The following is a 19,648-nucleotide window of genomic DNA, read 5'->3' on the forward strand; positions in this document are numbered from 1 at the left end:
GAGGGCGGCGACGCCGCGCTGCCGGACCAACTGTGCATAACTGCGTGCTGTGCATAACGCTGCAAAGCCGCCACTGAGCGGTAGCGTGCGCAAGGACAGCCTCGGCCGATAGCGGGAGTCTAGCTGGTCGCGCGAGTGTCCTGTATCACCCAAGAAGGCGACTCGGCGAAGCTGCTCATCGGCGACGACCTGGGCATGGCCACTAGAGCCGTTCTCGGTGTCCAGTTCCCGCCGTTGCGGCTGTCCAACTCAATTCGCCCCCGCTGACCAGCAGCGACCGAAATACGCAGCAAGCCACAACGCCGGCTACCAAAATGCGCGTTGGTCGATGCGTGAAAGAAGCGAGGCGAGCACAACCAGCGACTGGCCGTCAATGTTCATCGGGGTGCTGCCTGCCCCCATCGGAACCGCGCCTTTGGAGTGCTCCATGGCTCGCGCCATCACCTGGTCGACCAAGCTGATCCTGGGCACCAGAACGTACCGCACGTCGCAGTTCAACCCATCTGCAATCTTGGCCAGGGTGTTGAGAGAAATTGAGCCATCAGCTTCCGACTTTTCAAGCTGCCTGACTCCTTGCGGAGAGATGCCGATGCGTCGACCCAAGGTCTCAGAGTTCATCCCCAGAGCCAGGCGCACAGTCTTCACCCACCCGCTCCTGGGCGTGCCTGGACCCTGCAGCTTCGCTAGTTCGCGAAACTGGCTGTCGAGTTCAACCAAGCGGGAAAGATCCAATCGATTCTTCAAGGGCGAGTGGCAGCGAAAGTTCAAAACAACACTCTGATTGCGCAGATGTCTTCGCAAGGCAAGTGGGAGCTTTCCATTTGCGCTGGACCGCCTTGAAACGGGTTTTGCGCGGAGAAAGTTCAGCTATCTTCGCACGCTCAGTCCCAAACAGGACCAACTAGTCCCCTAAATATTTGACGAGTATGTTGCAGTTAGACAAAGAACAGATCGGCCATTTCAGCGAGATGGACCTGGAAGAAATCCTTCAAACCGGTGGCTTTGATGCAATCCTTCCAAGAAGCCTTAGCGACGGCCAATTGGTGTGTGTTTCCGATCAACTTCGGGCCATGCTGTGGGGAGAAGGCACACGAGGTCCCGACGGCGAACCCAATGCAGCGATCGCGATGGCGTTGCTGTTGATAGCAAAGGCACATCCGTCGCCTCCCGTAAATGGCGAACTCATTTTTGAAGGCAGCCTTGAGCAGTTACGCGACGTGATGATGGTGCTCAGCATGGCCGCAGACCGCGAGATCGTGAACAGACTGCTCAATCGCCCAAACGACGACGAATCGTTGTCCATGCTGACAGGAATTGAAGCCATCATGGTCGGAGAAAGTTCTCCATCGCAGCCAAGAAGGGCTAAGCGACGTCCTCAGGCAGCAGTGTAGAGAGATCGGTTCGGACGGACTTCAGCACCTTCTCAATCGATGCTGCATCGAATCTGCGCGCGTATGCCACCGCAAGGAGAGTCATTGGATGAACCTGCAGGCCTTCAGCGAGGTGCTCCACCATGCCAATGCTGGGGAGCTGCTCGCCCTGCTCGAGACGCCCAATGTGCCGCCGGCTGATCGCCGGTGTCAGATCCTCCTGCGTGAAGCCGCGTGCGGTGCGCAGCTCCTTGAGCGCGCGACCGACAGCAGCTTTCGGTGGATCTGACTTTCGAGTTGGCATTCACTCGATTTCCGCCGATGGAGACTTAAAAGACCACGTCTAACTAGTCGCATTCTGGTGGAAATTTGATGATTTCCACTTCCGAATGGCTGCCGAAGAGTCCCCAAGCCAGTGTTTATCAGCCTTGGACTGACCCTCGATTTGGATAAGCACTTCTGCATCGCACTGCAGCGAATCACCGCAAACGGGGAACTACAGCCTGTTCGCCCACCTGATCAAAAACAAGGTACTGCATCGTGCAGATTCAATTTCTCAATGAGCGTCCCGCCCCCGATGTTCAAGTTCAGCCCGAGGTCCAACTGGACCATTGGCGAATCCTTCAACGTGGAACCGGGACGCTGCACATCGTCGCGATGCTGGGCCCTATGACACTCAGGGTTACTTCGGCCTTGGCTGCCATTGATCTTGCGAGCGCAATGGTCAAGACGGGATCAGGTCGCAACTATCACCTCGCAGCACCGCCCGAAGAAGACAAGGAGCTGCGGATGTTGATGGAGCTGCGTGGCAAGCTTGCCATCGGGACGGTTTCGGCTGATGTGAGCGATGGCGTCTGGCACGCGGTATCTGTCGGCTCGTGGCCAGACCATGGCGGCGGGCTACTGCCACCCTGGCAATAGTTCCGTTTCCTTACTACGCACTATGGATTTCAACGACGCACTGAACCTATTTCAGCGCACTCTGGCCACGGAGCGATCCCGGCCCGATGTGCACGCTGCGATGCTGGACCTCGCCAATCCCGACATCATCAACGATGCCAGCTCTCAGGTCGTGAATGCCCTGACCCGCGGTGAGCGGGTATGGATGACGTCCGATCTGCACCTGGGCCACGCCAACCTGATCGAGTACAGCAAGCGGCCTTTTTTCGACGTCATGCAGATGAACGAGCACATCATCACCCAGATCCAGAAGGTCAAGGACGACGAATGGCTGCTGATTCTCGGGGACCTGGCCATGGGCGACCACGACGAGGCCATGGAGTGGATCCGACGCCTTCCGGGCCGCAAGGTCCTGGTCCTCGGGAACCACGACCTCAAGCGCAATGGCAAGTGCCTCTACGTGAGGGAACGCGCGCTGCAGGGGCGGCAACCACTGTTCGACGCAGTGGTCCCATTTCTGTTCTGGCAAGACATGCTGGGTCGGACCGTGTTTGCGAGCCACTATCCGGCGACGGTGGACCACGGTTTCCGCAGGCTTGTGAACTACCACGGCCACTTGCACCGCGACGTGCTGGCTCCCACCGAAATCACCCATTTTGTGAATGTGGGCTGGGACGTCACCCAAGGATTGTTATGCCTTTGAACCCTCAATCCTTCAGTAAGCGATTCGAGCCCGAGCGCAGAGCGCACATCGACAGTCGCAACCGCATCCCCTTGCCGCCGGGCATGGGTTGGAAGGTGGGAGCCCGCGTGTACTTCTCGCTGGCCAGGAGTAGCGCTGACGGGGACGAACCACCAGAGTTCGTGATCACAACCAAACCAGGGATGCTGCTGAAAGGGAGATTGGTTTCCGCACGCATTCAGCGCGCTGGCTTCGCGCCGATGGTCAGGGCGCGCAGGAAGCCTCGCCGCTGTTGGCCATGAGTCCGCGCAACGCCTTCAACAGAGCCTCCATGAAACTGCTCGTTTACTCGGACCTGCACCTGGACCTGTGTCCCTTCAAGCTGCAGCTGGACCCGGACTTTCTCAAAACCGTCGACGTGGTCGTGCTGGCAGGTGACACCACCGAAGGCACGGGCGGGCTTCGTTGGGCGCGTGAGACATTTCCGGGCAAGCCCATCATCTACGTGGACGGCAACCATGAGTTCTACAGCCAACATTGGGATAAGCACATTGATGTGATGCGCAAGCTGGCCCAGGATCACGAAGTCCACTACCTGGAGAACGATGCCGTTTTGATCGGCGGTGTGCGGGTTCTGGGGTGCACGCTCTGGACGGACTACGCACTGCACGGCGCCGAAGAGAAGCTGATTGCGATGAACACGGCGCGCCATCGCATGAGCGACTACCAGCGGATCAAGATCACGCGACCGCCGGAGATGTATTGGCAGGAACGCAAGCACCGACTGGTCCCGGCGACGGCTGGGCGCCGGCACGACTCCAGCAGACTTTGGCTGGAGGAGCAACTGGGCCTGGGTGATCCAGAGAACACGGTGGTGGTCACCCACCATGCACCGCATCCGCGATCAATCCCGCAGGAGTTTGAAGGGCACCCGCTGTCACCTTGTTACGCGAGCGACCTGGAAGCGCTTATGGGAAAGGCCGGCACCTGGATCCATGGGCACATCCACGAGAGCCTGGACTACCAAGTGTGGGGGACCCGGATCGTTACCAACCCCAGGGGGTACAGGCTCCGGGGCGGTGGCATGCAGAACCCGGAGTTCCGGGCGGATTTCTGTGTGGATGTGGGCTGAACGCCGCTGCTCCGCGTCAGGAAGCACGCGAAGTGCTCATCACCGATGGTGTACTCGCCGGCGCCACTTGCACAATCGCAATGAGATTATTTAAAGGATCATCGACATGAGCATCAAGCCAATCATCGCCCTGGATGCGGATGGGGTGTTGCTTGACTATGGCCTAGCCTATGCCTCGGTCTGGGAGCGGGCATTTGGCCAGCGGCCGGTCGAGCGGGACAAGGACGCTTATTTCCCGTTTAACCGCTGGGCGGTTGAGTTTCTGGATGGGGATCGCCTGGCAGCATTGCGGGCCCGCATGGACGAGCAGTTCTGGTCTTGTGTGCCCCCCTTGGAGCGAGCTGTTGATGCCTGTCATCGGCTTCACGATGCGGGCTATGAGCTGGTATGTGTCTCGGCTCTGTCCCCGCAGTTCGAAACGGCGCGCCTCAGGAACCTGCGGGATGCGGGGTTTCCGATCGAGCGCGTGATCGCCACGGGAGTAGCTGCAGGGGCGCGAAGCCCGAAGGCTGATGCGATTGAACTACTTGGGCCAGTGGCGTTCATTGATGACTTCCTGCCGTACTTTCGTGGGATCGCTCCGAGCGTCCATCGCGCACTGATCTGCCGCGGTCCGAACGGAAGCCCCAACGTCGGACCGGAGCTCGACCAGATCCATTCCTTGCACGCTAATCTGTGGGAGTTCAGCGAGTGGATGCGGGTCCATGGCAGCTTACTGCCGTCGAGGGCGGTGTAGCCCGGTGGTAGGCCGATTAACTAGCGCTTAGAGGCACGAGGCCACAAGGGCAATCGGCTTCAGGCAGCTGACGCCGGATTTCACCGGGCGTACGCAAGGTATTGGCTTGTCTGCTGGTGTTGGCACGTGCCTGCATGCTGGTGCGCAAAGCCCCTATTTCTTCCAAGACCGCAACGTCAGGGCGTTGGTCACAACACTCACACTGCTCAACGCCATGGCAGCCCCAGCCACCATCGGGTTCAGCAAGCCAAACGCTGCCAATGGGATTCCCACCACGTTGTAGGCAAACGCCCAGAACAGGTTCTGCCGGATCTTGGCGTACGTGCGCCGGGAAATATCAATGGCATCCGCGATCAGTGCCGGGTCGCCGCGCATCAGAGTGATCCCCGCTGCGTGCATTGCCACGTCCGTGCCGGTGGACATGGCGATCCCCACGTCTGCAGCTGCCAGCGCAGGGGCGTCGTTGATGCCGTCGCCCACCATGGCGACGACCCTGCCTCCTCCCTTGAGTTGCGCAACGATTGCGGCCTTGCCCTCTGGCAAAACATCAGCACGAACCTGGTCGATACTTAAAGCGCCCGCCACCATCGCTGCGCTACCCTGGTTGTCGCCAGTCACCAGGACGGTCTTGATGCCCAGCGCTTGCAATTGGGCAATGGCCTGTTGGGAGGTTGCCTTGACGGTGTCACCGAACGCCAACATTCCGAGTACCTCTGGCGAATCGGTCACATCGGCCAGCCATGACACGGTACGACCTTGTTGCTGCATTTGTGCAGCGGCTACCGCCAGACTTTTCGTGTTGACCCCCAGCTCATTCATGTACCGGGTACTGCCCAAGCGAATCTGACGCCCTTTGACCACAGCGGACATCCCTCGTCCAGCCACGGCGGTTACTTCGGTGGCCCGGGGCACCACGATCGCCTGGGTGCGCGCGGCATCCATCACGGCCTTGGCCAGAGGATGCTCACTGCCGTTCTGGATGGCTGCGGCAAACGGCAGCAGGTGCTCCTTGCCTCCCTCGGCAGGGACCGCGGCCGCGAGAGTCGGCTTCCCCTCGGTCAGCGTACCGGTCTTGTCGAATGCCACGGTGTCGATGCGGTGCGCCGTTTCAAGTGCTTCGGCATCCTTGATCAGAATGCCATGGCGCGCCGCTACACCAGTGCCCGCCATGATCGCGGTGGGGGTTGCCAAACCCAGAGCACAAGGACATGCGATGACGAGCACTGCTACGGCATTAAGGATCGCTTGTTCCCAGTTGCCCGTGGCAACACCCCAGCCCATCAGCGTGAGCACGGCAAGGCCAAGCACCACAGGAACGAACACGGCACTGACTTTGTCCACCATGCGCTGGATAGGTGCCTTTTTGGCCTGTGCCGACTCGACCATGCGCACGATGCGCGACAGTGTTGACTCGGCGCCGATGGCGGTCGTTTGGACCAGCAGCAGGCCTTCCGCGTTCACGGCTCCTCCCGTTACCTTGTCTCCAACAAGCTTCGCGACAGGAAGACTTTCACCGGTGATCAGCGATTCGTCCACCTGGCTGGAGCCTTCGACCACCGTGCCGTCCACCGGAATTCTTTCCCCTGGGCGAACCACCACTGTGTCGCCCACTCTCACCCGCGCGAGCGGCTGGTCGATGTCGCCCTCTGGTGTGCGCACACGCGCCACTTCGGGCCGCAGAGCATGCAGCGCCCGGATGGCCGCCGTGGTTTGCCTCTTGGCCCTTGCCTCCAGCCACTTTCCCAAAAGGACGAGCGTGACGATGACGGCGGAAGCCTCGAAGTACAGGTGGGGCGTTCCATGCTCGGCATGCTTGAAGAGCAGATACAGGCTCAGGCCGTACCCAGCCGAGGTACCCAGCGCCACCAGCAAGTCCATGTTTCCCGCGCCTGCGCGCAGCGCCTTCCAGCCTGCCCGGTAAAACCGCGCACCCAGCCAGAACTGCACCGGCGTAGCCAAAGCCAGCTGAATCCATCCGCTCAGACTCCAGTCCTGACCAAATACCATGCCCAGCATGGGGAGCACCAGTGGCACAGACAGGAACGCGGCGAGCGCGACGGGCCACCAGGGCTCTGCATGGGTCTTGTGGTCCGCAGGCGCATTCGCGTCCACCACCTCTGCCTGGTAGCCAGCCTTCTCGATGGCTGCTACCAGTCGATCAATCGTCAATCCCGCAGCAAAACGGACTTGCGCGCGCTCGTTGGCCAGATTGACTTCGGCATGCGTCACACCGGGCAAGGCCTTCAGGGCTTTTTCTACGCGACCGACGCAGGAAGCGCACGTCATGCCACCGACGGACAGCTCCACTGACTCATCGGCCACTGAGTAGCCAGCCTTTTGCACTGCCGCGGTCAGGGTGGGTACTGCAACGGAAGCTGCGGCCACCACGCTGGCACGCTCGGTAGCGATGTTCACGGTCACATCCTGGACGCCAGGCACGGCTTTGAGGGCCTTCTCGACCCGCCCGACGCAGGAGGCACAGGTCATGCCGAGGATTGGCAGGTCCAGGAGTGCTGTTGGTAGGGAGTTGGCTAGCGTCGCGTCATGGACAGCGGAATTCATGGCAGTCTCCAAGTGAAGTTCAAACCCGGCGTTGGCCGGCACAGGGTGAACTTTCAGGGTTGACACGGGGGTAGACACAAGCGGGCCAGTTGCGTTTTAGCGCGGACCATGCAATGCCTTGACCTTGCCCCCGTGACAAGCCACAGACTGGGCACCTCTTAACTTTTCCCCCCGAGGTGAAACATGCATGAATTTCAGCTTCCCGACATGACCTGCGGCCACTGTGCAGGGATGGTGAGCCAGACGCTGCAGATGACGGACCCTGGATGCAAGATTCAGGTGGACATGCCCAAGCGCACGGTCACAGTGCAAAGCACAGAAGACCGCCAGACGCTTGCAGAGGCACTGACCGAGGCTGGCTATCCGCCCGCCTGATCTCCCGCCGGTACCCGAGAGAGCCTTCACGGGTATTGACATTGACACGGTGGCAAGGCTCAAAGTCATGGCTATCGTGTTTTACCCAATGCGCAGGAGCGACCATGACCGCACTCATGAATATCGGCGATGCTGCCAAAGCAGCAGGCGTATCGCCCAAGATGATCCGCCACTACGAGCAAACGGGCCTGTTGCCCGAAGCGGAGCGCAGCGAGTCTGGCTACAGGCTGTACGGCGAGCGAGAGGTCTCGGTGCTGCGTTTCATCCGGCAGTCACGCCGCCTGGGGTTTTCGATGCCGCAGATCGCTCAGTTGATCGGCCAATGGGGCGATACCCAACGCAGCAGCCGCCAAGTCAAGGCCATTGCTGAGCGCCATCTGGCGGATCTGCAGGAGAAGCTACGGGAGATTGTGGAGATGAAGTCGGCACTGGAGCAGCTCGTGGCTGTCTGCGCAGGCGATGACCATGCCAACTGTGCGATCTTGAACAACCTGGCCGCCGAGAGTCCATCCGCGCCAAATCACAGCGCAAGCTTCGTCAAACCGCAGCGCCGCGGCGCCAGCGTGGCAAAGACACGGGTGGCTCCGGGCACGGTGGCAACCAGCCATCTGGATCTCATGACGTGGATGCGCGGAGTGCACATCCATCGCGGGGGGCATTAAACGCTGTCTCTGGCGCCCGATCGCTCGGGCGTCGAACCGCCCTTGGACTACTTGGCGAGATCAATGGCCGTCACGACCATCTTTCCGCCTTCACTGACCACCATGAAGCGAACCTTGTCGCCGACCTGTACCTTGTCGAGCAGCGTCTTGTCCTTGGCGTTGAACACCATGGTCATGCCCGGCATCTCCAGGTGCTTGATCTCACCGTGCTTGATGGTGATCTTGCTGGTGTCCTTGTCGATCTTGCGAACTTCGCCATCGGTCATCGAGGCCGCGGCGGGGGAGGACTTGGCGGCGTCGGTTGCGGCTTGAGCCATGGCCGAGACTGGCAGCAGCGCGGCCAGCGAAAGCACAGCAGCGGCGATAGTGGTGTTGGCTTGCTTCATAAATATTCCTTGTTCAGTGGGTTGGTGCACTAACACGGGGGTTACTTCTTGGAGACCTTGACCTGGCCCTTCATGCCTGCGTCGTAGTGGCCTGGGTACAGGCATGCGAAATTCACATCACCGGCCTTGGTGAATTGCCAGATGATCTCGCCCTGTTTGCCTGGCGCGAGGGAGATCTTGCTTGGCTCGTCATGTTCCATCTCCGGAAACTTCTTCATGACCTCGTAGTGCTCCTTGAGCTCGGCCTCCGTGCCCAGGCTGAACTCGTGTTTGACTTGGCCGGAGTTCTTGATCACGAAGCGGATGGTCTCGCCCTGCTTGGCGGCGATGGTCGCCGGCGTGAAGCGCATGGTGTCGGACATTTCGACATTCACGGTGCGGCTGACCTTGCCGGCTTTGCCTGGCTGACCGATGGCCGACTCCGCACTACCGTGGCCATGGCCGCCCCCGTGGTTGCCGCCGGCGAAGCTGTTGAAGGACATGGCCACCAAGGCGGAGGCTGCGATCAGGGAAAGGGTGCGTTTCATGAGTACCTCGTGGAGTGAATCAGGGAGATGGGTTTTCAGTGCCCGTTATGGGACGAAGGCTTTCTGGCCTTGACGACGGTGTCGGAGGCGGACTGGTCCTTGCGTGGCATGGACTGCCCGCCCTCGGCCTTGAAGCGGGCTGGCTCGGCGACCGGCCCGGTGTACTCGTAGGCGACCGTGCCTTCGGGGTGCTTGTACCAACCAGGGTTCTTGTAGTCGCCTGGCTTTTGGTCGCGGCGTACCTTGACGACGCTGAACATGCCGCCCATCTCGACCGACCCGAAGGGGCCTTCGCCCGTCATCATCGGAATGGTGTTGTCGGGGATGGGCATCTCCATCTCCGTCATGTCCGCCATGCCGCGCTCACCCATCACCATGTAGTCGGGAATGAGGTTGTTGATCTTCTTGGCCACCCCCCGGTGGTCCACGCCGATCATGGTGGGAATGTCGTGCCCCATCGCGTTCATGGTGTGGTGGCTCTTGTGGCAGTGGAAGGCCCAGTCGCCTTCTTCGTCCGCCAGGAATTCGATCTGGCGCATCTGGCCGACCGCCACGTCCGTGGTCACCTCATACATCCGGGTGCTCTTGGGCGTGGGACCGCCATCCGAGCCAGTCACGAGGAACTCGTGGCCGTGCAAGTGGATGGGGTGGTTGGTCATGGTCAGATTGCCGATGCGCATGCGCACCTTGTCGTTCAGGCGCACGTTCAGGGAGTCGATGCCCGGGAAGATGCGGCTGTTCCAACTCCACAGGTTGAAGTCGAGCATGGTCATGATCTTGGGCGTGTAGCTCCCAGGATCGATGTCAAAGGCGTTGAGCAGGAAGCAGAAGTCGCGCTGCACCTCGTCAATCAGCGGATGCTTGGATTTGGGATGCGTGATCCAAAAGCCCATCATGCCCATGGCCATCTGGGTCATTTCATCAGCATGCGGGTGGTACATGAAGGTGCCCGGACGGCGTGCAACGAATTCGTAGACGAAGGTCTTGCCCGGCTGGATGGCGGGCTGGTTCAGGCCTGCCACGCCGTCCATGCCATTGGGCAGGCGTTGCCCGTGCCAGTGGATGCTGGTGTGCTCGGACAGCTTGTTGGTCACGAAGATGCGCACGCGGTCGCCTTCCACCACTTCGATGGTGGGGCCAGGGCTTTGGCCGTTGTAGCCCCACAGATGGGCCTTGAAGCCGGGGGCCATTTCTCGCACCACGGGTTCGGCCACCAGATGGAACTCCTTGACGCCCTGGTTCATGCGCCAAGGCAAGGTCCAGCCGTTGAGCGTGACCACGGGGTTGTAAGGGCGCCCGGAGTTAGGAACCAGTGGCGCCATGGTGTCTGGACTTGTCTGGAAAACAGGCTCCGGCAAAGCCGCCATTGCCACCCGACTCACGCTCGCTGCCGCCACTGCCCCGCCGGCGATACCTGCAAAGCGAAAAAAATCTCTTCTCGAACTCATGTTGGTTTCCTTTTGGGATCAGTGGCCTGCACCGGACTCTGCGGCGGCTGCACCGCCGCCGCTGGCAACGCCAGCGCTCGTGGGCTTGCCGATGAGGGAGGCTTGAAGGGCCGCTTCTGCCTGCCAGAACTGCTGCTCGGCATTGAGCGCCGCCATCACCGAGCTCACCTGGTCGCGGGAGTCGGCCAGCAGCTCGAACACGCTGATCAGCATCCCGTTGTAGCGAAGCTGGTTTTCTTCGGAGATGGTTTTCCTCAGCGGGATCACCTCGTCGCGGTGGTGGCGCGCTATGTCATACGCCGTGCGGTAGGCGGAGTAGCTTTCCCGGAGGTTGGAGCCGGCCGCTCTCGAGGTTGCCTCCAGGCGATTGGCTGCGGCCAGGGTCTGGGCACTCATCGCGCTGCGCTGCATACCGCCCCAGTCGAAAATGGGCAACCGCAGGCTGATCTCAAAGCCGCGGCGGGTTTGCTTCGTGTTCTCGGCCGCATCGAAGACAGAATCGCGTCGCACCCCCAGCTCGATGTCCGTGAATGTCATGACCGAGTTCCAGCCCTGCGAGCGAGCAGCTGCGTCATAGTCCGACTTGGCGATCTGCAGATCCAGGCGGCCTTGGGATGCCTGGCGGCCAGCATCCTGGGCCGACAGCGGCTCCTTGGGCAGCGTGGGTAAGCGCTCAGGCAGCTTGAGCATGGCAGCCTGGTTGTCATCCAAGCCCAGCAGGCGGACCAATTCTTCCCGGGCCGCCATGGTCTGGTGCTGGGCGCTGGCCAGCTGGGTCGCTGTGTCCGCGTAGAACGCCTGCTGGCGCGCACGATCGAGCTTGTTGAAGTTTCCGACCGCCTGCAGGCGCTTGGCCAATTCGGCGCTCGCTTGGGCGCTGGCAAAGACCTGCTGGGTGTAGGCCAGCGTCTGCTGGGCCGCGACAGCGCGCACCCAGGCTTGGCGAACTTGTGTCACCTGGTCCACCACGTCGCTGCTCAGGCGCAACTGGGCCTGCTTGATCCTCAGCTCCGCAGTTCCTTTGCGCGTAGGCAAGGTCAGCAGGTCCAGCAGGCCAAACGACAGCAGCCGGCCGATCTCTGTTTCATCGCCCAGGCGCATGCGCTCCAGGCTCAGGATGGGGTTGGCAATGCGACCGGACTGGGCCGCTGTAGCGGCATCAGCCCAACTCTGGGCCACGATGGCCTGCATGGATGGACTGTTGACCAGCGCGAGTTGCACGGCTTCCTTCTGACCGAGCGGCTTGCTCAGCAGATCGGAGGCGCGCTGGCGCAAGGCGTCTTGCTCGGACTTGTCGCGGGCCAGGTTGAGTTGGCCGTCCGTGAAGCTTGCCGTTGCGCTATTGGCGCTGGACAGGTTCTGCTCCAGGTTCACGCTGGCGCAGCCTGACAGCACCGCGACGGCCGCCAGCGCGATCACGAGCTTGGTACGGGGCAAGCGCAATGGGCGGATCATTGCTTGCCTCCGTGGTGCGCGTCATGGCCTTGGGCGGCTTGGTCCTTCCCGGACGCAGGTGCCGTCTGGCTCATCTCCTTGGCATAGGCACGCCATCCACCGATCTCGCCCACCTTGTCGTTGGCCTCCCTCCACGACTGGACGGATTGCTCCTTGTAGGCCTCGTAGCCCGTGAAAGTCGAGCGGTAGGAAAGCTGGTAGTCCACTTTCGTGGCCTCAGCGTCAGGCATCTGTGCAAATGCCAGGGAGGGCAGCACAAGCGCGACGGCCAGCCAGGGGCCTGAGGTTGGTCGTGAAAGCCAAGGATTTTTCATAGATTCACCAATGCGTTTCGTGATGGATGCATTGTGTGAACCCCTTGCTGCCGCCGACATAACGGGTCCATTACATCTTTGTAATGTTCAGGAAAGGCAGCGATCAACGGGCACACTTGCCCCAACAGGTCAAGGGAGCCTCCCGTGAAGATATTGGTCGTAGAGGATGAAATCAAAACCGGCGAATACCTGCGCCAGGGCTTGCGCGAGGCGGGCTTCAATGCCGATCTGGTGCACAACGGGGTCGATGGCCTTCACATGGCGCAGGAAGGCGACTACGACCTGGTCATCCTGGATGTCATGCTCCCGGGGATGGATGGTTGGCAGGTCCTGAAGAGCCTGCGGCGCCACGGCCTGGAGATGCCCGTCCTTTTCCTGACCGCCAAAGACCATGTGGATGACCGCATCAAGGGCCTTGAGCTGGGCGCGGACGACTACCTGGTCAAGCCGTTCTCGTTTGCCGAACTGCTCGCGCGGGTGCGAACCATTCTCAGGCGCGGGCGCAGCGGGACCGAGGTAACCGTGCTGCAGGTAGCGGATCTGGAACTCGATCTGCTGCGCCGGCGCGTGAGCCGTTCCAGCAAGCGCATTGACCTCACCGCCAAGGAGTTCGGGCTGCTGGAGTTACTCATGCGCCGCCATGGAGAGGTCCTTCCTCGCTCACTTATCGCCTCACAGGTGTGGGACATGAACTTTGACAGCGATTCCAATGTGATCGAGGTGGCGATGCGCAGGCTGCGGGCCAAAATCGATGACGCTTACGACACCAAGCTCATCCAGACGGTGCGGGGCATGGGCTACGTGCTTGAGGCGCCTGAGGAGAGCCCGTGAGCGCACCGTACTCGTTGACGACACGACTGACGGTCTTTTTTACACTCGCCTCCGCATTCGTTCTCATCGGCCTGGGAGCCCTGGTCGCCGTCTCCATTGACCGGCACTTCGTGGAGCTGGATCGCGACGCCCTGCGCGACAAGATCCATCTCATGCGGGAAGTGATCGGCAAGTCCAAATCCCCCCAGGACCTGCAGACTCGTCTGGACGAGGTGCTGCACAGCCACGAGGGTCTCTTTGTCAGCGTGACACGCGGCAGCGAAGCGCTTTATTCAACACCCGGGTTTGAGTTTCCCGACAACCTTGCGGAGATGACCCGTGGCGCGCGCCTGGGCGTTGCGGCTTGGCAGGCAGGAGCCAGAAACGTTCGTGGGATGTACGACTCAGTGTCTGCCTCTGGGAGCGGCGATGCGCCGCTGCAGGTCAGTGTGGCGCTGGATACGGCCCACCACAAGCACTTCATGCACGACTTGATCCGTGTCCTGGCGGTCTACGTGGCCTTGGCCACCCTGGTGGCGGGCATCCTGGGATGGTGGGCTGCCAAGAACGGGCTGGCACCCTTGCGCGCCATGCGCTCGCGCGCCATGGCCATCACGGCCAAGCGGCTCGATGAGCGCATGCCCAGCCAGGAATTCCCCATCGAGATGGCTGATCTTGCGACGACCTTGAATGAAATGCTGCGCCGCTTGAAGGAAGACTTCGATCGCCTCTCTGAATTTTCCTCGGACCTGGCCCACGAGCTGCGCACGCCCATCAACAACCTGATGACGCAAACGCAAGTCACGCTGGGCCAGTCCCGCACACCCGAGCAGTACCGCGACATCCTTGCCTCCAACGCAGAGGAATACCAGCGCCTTGGGCGGATGGTCGCGGACATGCTGTTCCTTGCGAAGGCCGACCACGGACTGATCCTACCCACGACGGAGAAGATCGCCGTGCACGCGGAGGTGCAGGCGCTTTTCGATTTCTATGAGGCGTTGGCCGAAGAAAAGCAGGTGCATCTGAAGCTGCTCGGTGCGGCGGAAATCTCTGGTGACAGGCTGATGCTGCGGCGGGCCCTGAGCAACCTTCTGTCCAATGCGGTCAGGTACACGCCGCCCGGTGAAACCGTGTTCGTTGAAATCACCGCAGACCTTCACGGAACCACGGTGAATGTCACCAATCGCGGGCCGGCCATCGAGGAGCAGATGGTTCCTCGCCTGTTTGATCGGTTCTTCAGGGCAGACAAGTCGCGCAAGCAACTGGACTCTGAAGGGTCGGGTCTGGGCCTGTCCATCACCCAGGCCATCGTGCATGCACACCGCGGCCGAATCTCCGTGAGCTCGGATAGCGGCAAGACATGCTTTTCAATGTACTTTCCCAGTGCACACAGCATTGGCAAGCACCAGACAACCAATAGCTGATTCCCTTGGCACGCTCATCGACTGCTGGAAGGCAGACGCGTGCAGCACCTACAACAGCTTGGCGATGAGCGCTTCAGCCTCAGGTCGGGCGGCGGCGTTAGAACCTGGGTTCATGGGCAGCTCCTGACGATTGGTTTGCCACCGCCGCGTGGTGGGCCGCATGGTAGCGATCGGGATAGATCTCGTTGAGCTTGCGGCCGTCTTCACCGACCGCCACGAGCTCCCCACTGCTGATAGCGCGCGCCAGTTCGCTCTTGACCTGGTCGCGGGTCTTGGAAGGTGCCGAGGCGACTGCAGGATAGCGTGCAGGATCAAGCTCATTGAGCTTCGCTCCCGATTCGCCGCCGGCCATCATGTGGCCCGTACGGATTGCCTGCTCCAGTTCAGCCCGCACCTGGTCGCGTGTCTTTGCGCCGAGCGCGGACGCTGCCACGGGGTAGGCATGGGGATTGAGCTGCCTGAGCGTCAGGCCCGACTCGCCAGAGGCGAGCATGTCGCCGCTTCGCACGGCCTGCACCAGCTCCGCCTGCACCTGCTCGCGCGTCTTGCTGACACTCTGGTCCGAAGCGAACGCGGGGGCGGCGATGAGGGAAAGAACGATGAGAGTGGATTTGAGTTTCATGGTGGTATTCCTTGTTGAATGGATGAGAGAACTGCTCACTACCGGGAGCTGCGAATGGCAGCCCATCGGCAGTGGTTCGTCTGGATGCGCGGTCAGGGCAGTTGGCGGGCATCGACCCAGCCGGCCTCGCCGCCCATGTCGCGCATGCCGTCGCGGCCCACGGGGTTGCGTTTGGCGGCTTGCAGCTCGTCAAGGACTTGCTGGCGGGTCTTCGTCAGTTGCGGGCCCTTGACCAGCGGATAGGTGGCTGGGTAGCCGCGGCTGATCCAGTACAGAGAACCGTCCTTCTGGGCGGCCAGCACGGTGCTTTCGACAGCCTGGCGGCTCACGGCGTTGCCCATGTGGTCAGGGGCGAAGCTCACGCCTTCCTCCTGGCTCGGGCTGGCGTGGTACACGGAAGTGGCGAAGGATGCCGTGGCAGATGCTGCGAGGCTGGCAACGAGGACGGCGGTACGGATTTTCATGATGGTCTCCTGTGGCGCCGGATGCCCGATATGGTCCATCCAGGTGGCGTTTAAATGCACCACGAAGAGAAGTCTAGAAAATGCACCCCCACAAAGGCCTGACCTGCCGATTACGCTTTTGACATGCATGTGCAAGCGAGCACTGCGCACCAAAAAACCAAGGCATGCTCGCCTTCAATCTGACGGTCCGATTACGGTTCTGAAAGCCCGTTGTAATCCTCGACCAGTAACGGGCGAAAAGCTGTCCGTTGTGGGGCAAATCGTCGGCGCCGACCTACAGTGCCGGTATCTCCGAGCGGCAGAAGATGGTCGCTCCTCGCAGCCCACTGCGCTGGATTTCGCACAGACCCTAGCCATTCCACGAATTAAAGGAGCTTCCAATGAACCACGCCCAAACCCAATACCAAAGCTGCATCCAGGCCTGCCTGTCATGCGCCACTACTTGCAACCAATGCTTCGCCGCATGCCTGCAGGAAGAAGACGTGAAGATGATGGTGCGCTGCATTGCCCTGGATGCAGACTGCGCTGCCGTGTGCAGTTTCGCTGCCAGTGCGATGGCGCGCAACAGCGAGCATGCCAAGGCCATCTGCGCGCTGTGCGCCGAGATTTGCCAAGCCTGTGGCGACGAGTGCGCCAAGCATGAAGCGGAGCATTGCCAAGCCTGCGCCGCCGAGTGCCACAAGTGCGCGCAGGAATGCCGGTCCATGGCCAGCGCCCGCTGAACCACAACGTCATCCCTGTCTGGAGAATCGCGATGAATGGTTCCTACCCTGTTCTGAAATTGATCCCCGCTACCGCACTGGCGGTCAGCGCCTTGGTGTCCCCATTGATCGTGCAGGCCCAACAATCACCGCACGCCGGAATGAAAGGCTCCGGCATGGACTCCTCGATGCCCGCCGGCAAGATGGACATGAAGTCCATGATGAAGGGGAACAACGAGAAGATGTCGTCCATGGCGATGACCGGAAACCCCGATGTGGACTTTGCGCAGATGATGCGCATCCATCATCAGGGCGCTATCGACATGGCCCAGGGCCAGCTGCGCGATGGCAAAGATCCGCAGTTGCTGAAAATGGCCAAGGAAATCATCTCGGCGCAGAAAAAAGAGATTGCAGTCCTGGACGCGTTCTTGGCCAGAAGCGGCAAAGCACCTGCAGGCGCCAAGTAGCCTGCGCGCAACCCCAGGCGCTGCCCCTGGACCTGGAGCCCATCCAGATCCAGGGGTAGTAGCTTGTGGGCTTCCTGCAATGGATTTACGCAGGGGCAGAGGCAGGACTCGCGATAGATCAGTGTTGCCCACGTTCAGGCTTGACATTGCCACCGTGTCAGACCCTATTGTTCGTACCAGGCCTACCGCCAAGCCGATAGACAGGAGTTCCATACATGTCAACCGCAACGCCGCACGACCACCACGCCCATGAGGGCCATGACGCGCATGTGCCCCATCCCCCGACGGGTCTCAAGGATCCTGTCTGCGGTATGGATGTGACGAATCAGTCCCATCATTCAGCGGAGCACGAAGGGCATCCCTTCTACTTTTGCAGCGCCAAGTGCCGCGCCAAATTCGTCGATGCCCCCGAGAAGTACGTTCCGGGAAGCGACGCACCCGCTTCGCCAGAACCCGAAGCAGCGCAGCCAGGCACGATCTATACGTGCCCCATGCACCCGGAGGTGCAACAGGACCACCCTGGAAACTGCCCCAAGTGCGGCATGAGCCTGGAGCCGATGCTTCCGACGCTGGAGGAAGGCGAGAACACCGAGCTGGTAGATTTTCGTCACCGTTTCTGGTGGACACTGCCCCTGACCATCGTAGTCACGGTCCTGGCCATGGCGGGACACCGCCTGCAGTGGTTCGAGATGGCCTCCCAGAGCTGGATCGAGCTGGTGCTGACTGTTCCTATCGTGCTGTGGGCCGGTTGGCCCTTCTTCGTGCGCGGCGCCCAGTCGGTGGCCAATCGCAGTCCCAATATGTGGACTCTGATCGGTCTGGGCACAGGCGCTGCCTTCGTGTACAGCGTGGTGGCCACCGTGGCTCCGGGTGTTTTTCCGGCATCGTTCCAGGCCATGGGGCGCGTGTCGGTGTACTTTGAAGCCGCGGCCGTCATCATTTCGCTGACGCTGCTCGGCCAGATGCTGGAGCTCAAGGCGCGCTCCCAGACTTCGGCCGCCATCAAGTCGCTTCTGGGCCTGGCGCCCAAGACCGCGCGGCGCATCGACCCGGACGGCCAGGAAAGCGACGTGCCCCTGTCCCATGTGCATGTGGGCGATCTGTTGCGCGTGCGCCCCGGTGAGAAGGTGCCAGTGGATGGAGTGGTCGTCGAGGGCAGCAGCGCTGTGGACGAAGCCATGCTCACCGGCGAGCCGGTGCCGATTGTCAAGGGACCAGGGGACGCGGTGATCGGCGCCACGCTCAACACCAACGGCGCGCTGATCATCCGATCGGAGCGTGTGGGATCTGCCACCATGCTGTCCCAGATCGTGCAGATGGTCTCGCAGGCGCAGCGCTCAAGGGCGCCCATGCAGCGCATGGCCGACCAGGTAGCGGGGTATTTCGTGATGGCCGTGGTCGGTATCGCGCTTCTGACGCTGTTCGCATGGGGCCTGTTCGGACCGGAGCCACGCTGGGTTTATGGCCTGGTCAACGCGGTTGCCGTGCTGATCATTGCGTGTCCCTGTGCACTGGGCCTTGCCACGCCCATGTCCATCATGGTGGCGACGGGCCGGGGCGCGACCAGTGGCGTTCTGTTCCGAGATGCCGCAGCCATAGAGAACCTGCGCAAGGTAGACACGCTGATCGTGGACAAGACCGGCACGCTTACCGAGGGCAAGCCGTCGTTCGAGCAGGTGGTGGCCATGCCCGGCCTGTCCGAGGATGAAGTGCTGCGTCTGGCGGCCAGTCTGGACCAGGGCAGCGAGCATCCCCTGGCGGACGCGATTGTCCATGCGGCGCGGACCAGGGGCCTGGCGCTGGATAAGCCCGAGGATTTCGAATCTGGATCGGGTATCGGCGTGCGCGGCCGGGTTGCAGGCCGCCAACTGGCCCTGGGTAACACTGTCCTGATGGAGCAAGTGGGTGTGTCAGCGGAGCCGCTGCTGGCGCAGGCCGAGGCTTTACGTGCCACGGGGGCCAGCGTGATGTACCTGGCAGCGGATGGTCAGTTGCAAGGGTTGCTGGCGGTCTCGGATGCAGTCAAGGCCAGCACGCCGGAGGCCTTGGCAACCCTGCACGCGGCAGGCATGCGCATCATCATGGCCACAGGCGACGGCATGACCACCGCCAAGGCGGTGGGCGCCAGGCTCGGGATCGATGAAGTCCACGGTGAGGTCAAGCCTGCGGACAAGCTGGCCCTGGTTTCCAGGCTGCAGGCCGAAGGCCGTGTCGTAGCCATGGCTGGCGACGGGATCAACGACGCGCCTGCACTGGCCAAGGCAGATGTGGGTATCGCAATGGGCACCGGCACCGATGTGGCAATGAACAGCGCCCAGGTCACGCTGGTCAAGGGTGACCTGCGCGGAATTTCCACGGCGCGCGAACTGTCTGAGGCGACGGTGGGAAACATGAAGCAAAACCTCATGTTCGCCTTCTTTTACAACGCCCTGGGCATACCGCTGGCCGCTGGTCTTCTGTACCCATTCACCGGCTGGCTGTTGTCACCGATGATCGCCGCCCTGGCGATGAGCCTGAGTTCGGCATCTGTGATCGCCAATGCCCTGCGTTTGCGCAAGCGCTAGCTGGTGATGGTGATGGCGATGGTGATGGCGATGGTGATGGCGATGGC

The 19,648-nt window shown here is 61.4% G+C and carries 22 protein-coding genes; 12 read left to right on the forward strand and 10 right to left on the reverse strand.

The genetic code is table 11. From position 1 onward, the window contains the following. Nucleotides 1–306: 306 nt before the first annotated feature. Entirely contained in the window at nt 307–717 is a 411-nt protein-coding gene (locus tag ASE28_RS15960) for a helix-turn-helix domain-containing protein (protein WP_235516142.1), read from the reverse strand. Between the two features lie 209 nt (nt 718–926). On the opposite strand from ASE28_RS15960, the gene ASE28_RS32070 reads away from it, so the two are divergent. Further along, nucleotides 927–1,391, forward strand: coding sequence for a hypothetical protein (locus tag ASE28_RS32070; RefSeq protein ID WP_157422001.1), 465 nt, complete (start codon nt 927–929; stop codon nt 1,389–1,391). Here ASE28_RS32070 and ASE28_RS31440 read toward each other — a convergent pair. Then, the gene (locus ASE28_RS31440; protein WP_082608092.1) at nt 1,363–1,674 is read right to left on the reverse strand and encodes a helix-turn-helix domain-containing protein; all 312 of its coding nucleotides are present in this window, start codon (nt 1,672–1,674) and stop codon (nt 1,363–1,365) included. The two genes, ASE28_RS32070 and ASE28_RS31440, sit on opposite strands and share 29 nt — an antisense overlap. A 236-nt stretch (nt 1,675–1,910) precedes the next feature. Here ASE28_RS31440 and ASE28_RS32075 point away from each other — a divergent pair, with 236 nt between their 5' ends. The 4 genes from ASE28_RS32075 to ASE28_RS15990 all read left to right on the forward strand — a co-directional run bounded on the left by ASE28_RS32075 (nt 1,911) and on the right by ASE28_RS15990 (nt 4,820). Next, a complete protein-coding gene (locus ASE28_RS32075) occupies nt 1,911–2,291 on the forward strand; it encodes a hypothetical protein (RefSeq protein ID WP_057267479.1) in 381 nt (126 codons plus the stop codon). Between the two features lie 22 nt (nt 2,292–2,313). After that, nucleotides 2,314–2,973: a metallophosphoesterase gene (locus tag ASE28_RS15980; protein ID WP_057267480.1), complete on the forward strand. Its 660-nt coding sequence runs from the start codon at nt 2,314–2,316 to the stop codon at nt 2,971–2,973. Between the two features lie 310 nt (nt 2,974–3,283). After that, nucleotides 3,284–4,084, forward strand: a complete 801-nt coding sequence (locus tag ASE28_RS15985) for a metallophosphoesterase (RefSeq protein WP_162262257.1) — start codon at nt 3,284–3,286, stop codon at nt 4,082–4,084. Nucleotides 4,085–4,190: 106 nt separating this feature from the next. Continuing rightward, entirely contained in the window at nt 4,191–4,820 is a 630-nt protein-coding gene (locus ASE28_RS15990; RefSeq protein WP_179684616.1) for an HAD family hydrolase, read from the forward strand. Nucleotides 4,821–4,973: 153 nt separating this feature from the next. Here ASE28_RS15990 and ASE28_RS15995 read toward each other — a convergent pair whose 3' ends face one another. After that, the gene (locus tag ASE28_RS15995; RefSeq protein WP_057267482.1) at nt 4,974–7,382 is read right to left on the reverse strand and encodes a heavy metal translocating P-type ATPase; all 2,409 of its coding nucleotides are present in this window, start codon (nt 7,380–7,382) and stop codon (nt 4,974–4,976) included. A gap of 183 nt (nt 7,383–7,565) precedes the next feature. Between ASE28_RS15995 and ASE28_RS16000 the strand changes: the two genes are divergently transcribed. Both ASE28_RS16000 and ASE28_RS16005 read left to right on the forward strand, forming a co-directional pair. Next, complete coding sequence (locus ASE28_RS16000) at nt 7,566–7,757, forward strand: heavy-metal-associated domain-containing protein (protein WP_057267483.1); 192 nt, start codon at nt 7,566–7,568, stop codon at nt 7,755–7,757. A gap of 104 nt (nt 7,758–7,861) precedes the next feature. Beyond that, entirely contained in the window at nt 7,862–8,419 is a 558-nt protein-coding gene (locus ASE28_RS16005; RefSeq protein ID WP_322593439.1) for a MerR family transcriptional regulator, read from the forward strand. Nucleotides 8,420–8,466: 47 nt separating this feature from the next. Here the strand turns inward: ASE28_RS16005 and ASE28_RS16010 are convergent, their stop codons facing one another. The 5 genes from ASE28_RS16010 to ASE28_RS16030 are packed head-to-tail and all read right to left on the reverse strand — an operon-like array spanning nt 8,467 to nt 12,441. Next, complete coding sequence (locus ASE28_RS16010) at nt 8,467–8,805, reverse strand: copper-binding protein (RefSeq protein WP_057267484.1); 339 nt, start codon at nt 8,803–8,805, stop codon at nt 8,467–8,469. 41 nt (nt 8,806–8,846) lie between these two features. Continuing rightward, the gene (locus ASE28_RS16015) at nt 8,847–9,332 is read right to left on the reverse strand and encodes a plastocyanin/azurin family copper-binding protein (protein WP_057267485.1); all 486 of its coding nucleotides are present in this window, start codon (nt 9,330–9,332) and stop codon (nt 8,847–8,849) included. A gap of 35 nt (nt 9,333–9,367) precedes the next feature. Further along, nucleotides 9,368–10,780, reverse strand: coding sequence for a multicopper oxidase family protein (locus ASE28_RS16020; protein WP_057267486.1), 1,413 nt, complete (start codon nt 10,778–10,780; stop codon nt 9,368–9,370). Nucleotides 10,781–10,798: 18 nt separating this feature from the next. Beyond that, complete coding sequence (locus ASE28_RS16025) at nt 10,799–12,235, reverse strand: TolC family protein (protein ID WP_057267487.1); 1,437 nt, start codon at nt 12,233–12,235, stop codon at nt 10,799–10,801. Then, the gene (locus ASE28_RS16030; RefSeq protein WP_235516143.1) at nt 12,232–12,441 is read right to left on the reverse strand and encodes a hypothetical protein; all 210 of its coding nucleotides are present in this window, start codon (nt 12,439–12,441) and stop codon (nt 12,232–12,234) included. The genes ASE28_RS16025 and ASE28_RS16030 overlap by 4 nt, the downstream gene beginning before the upstream one ends. 252 nt (nt 12,442–12,693) lie before the next feature. Here ASE28_RS16030 and ASE28_RS16035 point away from each other — a divergent pair, with 252 nt between their 5' ends. Both ASE28_RS16035 and ASE28_RS16040 read left to right on the forward strand, forming a co-directional pair. Further along, the gene (locus tag ASE28_RS16035) at nt 12,694–13,380 is read left to right on the forward strand and encodes a heavy metal response regulator transcription factor (RefSeq protein ID WP_057267489.1); all 687 of its coding nucleotides are present in this window, start codon (nt 12,694–12,696) and stop codon (nt 13,378–13,380) included. Then, nucleotides 13,377–14,783 (forward strand): heavy metal sensor histidine kinase, encoded by a 1,407-nt coding sequence (locus ASE28_RS16040; RefSeq protein ID WP_057267490.1) that lies wholly within the window; start codon nt 13,377–13,379, stop codon nt 14,781–14,783. Before ASE28_RS16035 ends, ASE28_RS16040 begins: the two co-directional genes overlap by 4 nt. Nucleotides 14,784–14,880: 97 nt before the next feature. Here the strand turns inward: ASE28_RS16040 and ASE28_RS16045 are convergent, their stop codons facing one another. Both ASE28_RS16045 and ASE28_RS16050 read right to left on the reverse strand, forming a co-directional pair. After that, nucleotides 14,881–15,405, reverse strand: a complete 525-nt coding sequence (locus ASE28_RS16045; protein WP_057267491.1) for a DUF4148 domain-containing protein — start codon at nt 15,403–15,405, stop codon at nt 14,881–14,883. 92 nt (nt 15,406–15,497) lie between these two features. After that, nucleotides 15,498–15,869, reverse strand: coding sequence for a hypothetical protein (locus tag ASE28_RS16050; RefSeq protein WP_057267492.1), 372 nt, complete (start codon nt 15,867–15,869; stop codon nt 15,498–15,500). A 380-nt stretch (nt 15,870–16,249) separates the two neighbouring features. Between ASE28_RS16050 and ASE28_RS16055 the strand changes: the two genes are divergently transcribed. From ASE28_RS16055 to ASE28_RS16065, 3 genes are all read left to right on the forward strand, one after another. Further along, on the forward strand, nt 16,250–16,591 hold the full coding sequence (locus ASE28_RS16055) for a four-helix bundle copper-binding protein (protein ID WP_057267493.1): 342 nt from the start codon (nt 16,250–16,252) through the stop codon (nt 16,589–16,591). Nucleotides 16,592–16,623: 32 nt separating this feature from the next. Further along, nucleotides 16,624–17,037: a DUF305 domain-containing protein gene (locus ASE28_RS16060; protein ID WP_235516144.1), complete on the forward strand. Its 414-nt coding sequence runs from the start codon at nt 16,624–16,626 to the stop codon at nt 17,035–17,037. 215 nt (nt 17,038–17,252) lie between these two features. Further along, nucleotides 17,253–19,601, forward strand: a complete 2,349-nt coding sequence (locus ASE28_RS16065) for a heavy metal translocating P-type ATPase (protein ID WP_200963954.1) — start codon at nt 17,253–17,255, stop codon at nt 19,599–19,601. Nucleotides 19,602–19,648 lie beyond the last annotated feature (47 nt).

Origin of the sequence: Acidovorax sp. Root219, from assembly GCF_001428665.1 — a bacterium.
In the GTDB taxonomy this organism is placed as follows: Bacteria; Pseudomonadota; Gammaproteobacteria; order Burkholderiales; family Burkholderiaceae_C; genus Acidovorax.

Bases quoted from the DNA above. Each gene is read 5' to 3' on its own strand.
- ASE28_RS16020 (WP_057267486.1), bottom strand. From the start codon at position 10,780: ATGAGTTCGAGAAGAGATTTTTTTCGCTTTGCAGGTATCGCCGGCGGG.
- ASE28_RS16010 (WP_057267484.1), bottom strand. From the start codon at position 8,805: ATGAAGCAAGCCAACACCACTATCGCCGCTGCTGTGCTTTCGCTGGCC.
- ASE28_RS16050 (WP_057267492.1), bottom strand. From the start codon at position 15,869: ATGAAAATCCGTACCGCCGTCCTCGTTGCCAGCCTCGCAGCATCTGCC.
- ASE28_RS16055 (WP_057267493.1), top strand. From the start codon at position 16,250: ATGAACCACGCCCAAACCCAATACCAAAGCTGCATCCAGGCCTGCCTG.
- ASE28_RS15990 (WP_179684616.1), top strand. From the start codon at position 4,191: ATGAGCATCAAGCCAATCATCGCCCTGGATGCGGATGGGGTGTTGCTT.
- ASE28_RS16060 (WP_235516144.1), top strand. From the start codon at position 16,624: ATGAATGGTTCCTACCCTGTTCTGAAATTGATCCCCGCTACCGCACTG.
- ASE28_RS32070 (WP_157422001.1), top strand. From the start codon at position 927: ATGTTGCAGTTAGACAAAGAACAGATCGGCCATTTCAGCGAGATGGAC.
- ASE28_RS15995 (WP_057267482.1), bottom strand. From the start codon at position 7,382: ATGAATTCCGCTGTCCATGACGCGACGCTAGCCAACTCCCTACCAACA.
- ASE28_RS15985 (WP_162262257.1), top strand. From the start codon at position 3,284: ATGAAACTGCTCGTTTACTCGGACCTGCACCTGGACCTGTGTCCCTTC.
- ASE28_RS16000 (WP_057267483.1), top strand. From the start codon at position 7,566: ATGCATGAATTTCAGCTTCCCGACATGACCTGCGGCCACTGTGCAGGG.
- ASE28_RS16025 (WP_057267487.1), bottom strand. From the start codon at position 12,235: ATGATCCGCCCATTGCGCTTGCCCCGTACCAAGCTCGTGATCGCGCTG.
- ASE28_RS16065 (WP_200963954.1), top strand. From the start codon at position 17,253: ATGTCAACCGCAACGCCGCACGACCACCACGCCCATGAGGGCCATGAC.
- ASE28_RS31440 (WP_082608092.1), bottom strand. From the start codon at position 1,674: ATGCCAACTCGAAAGTCAGATCCACCGAAAGCTGCTGTCGGTCGCGCG.
- ASE28_RS16015 (WP_057267485.1), bottom strand. From the start codon at position 9,332: ATGAAACGCACCCTTTCCCTGATCGCAGCCTCCGCCTTGGTGGCCATG.
- ASE28_RS16045 (WP_057267491.1), bottom strand. From the start codon at position 15,405: ATGAAACTCAAATCCACTCTCATCGTTCTTTCCCTCATCGCCGCCCCC.
- ASE28_RS16005 (WP_322593439.1), top strand. From the start codon at position 7,862: ATGACCGCACTCATGAATATCGGCGATGCTGCCAAAGCAGCAGGCGTA.
- ASE28_RS15980 (WP_057267480.1), top strand. From the start codon at position 2,314: ATGGATTTCAACGACGCACTGAACCTATTTCAGCGCACTCTGGCCACG.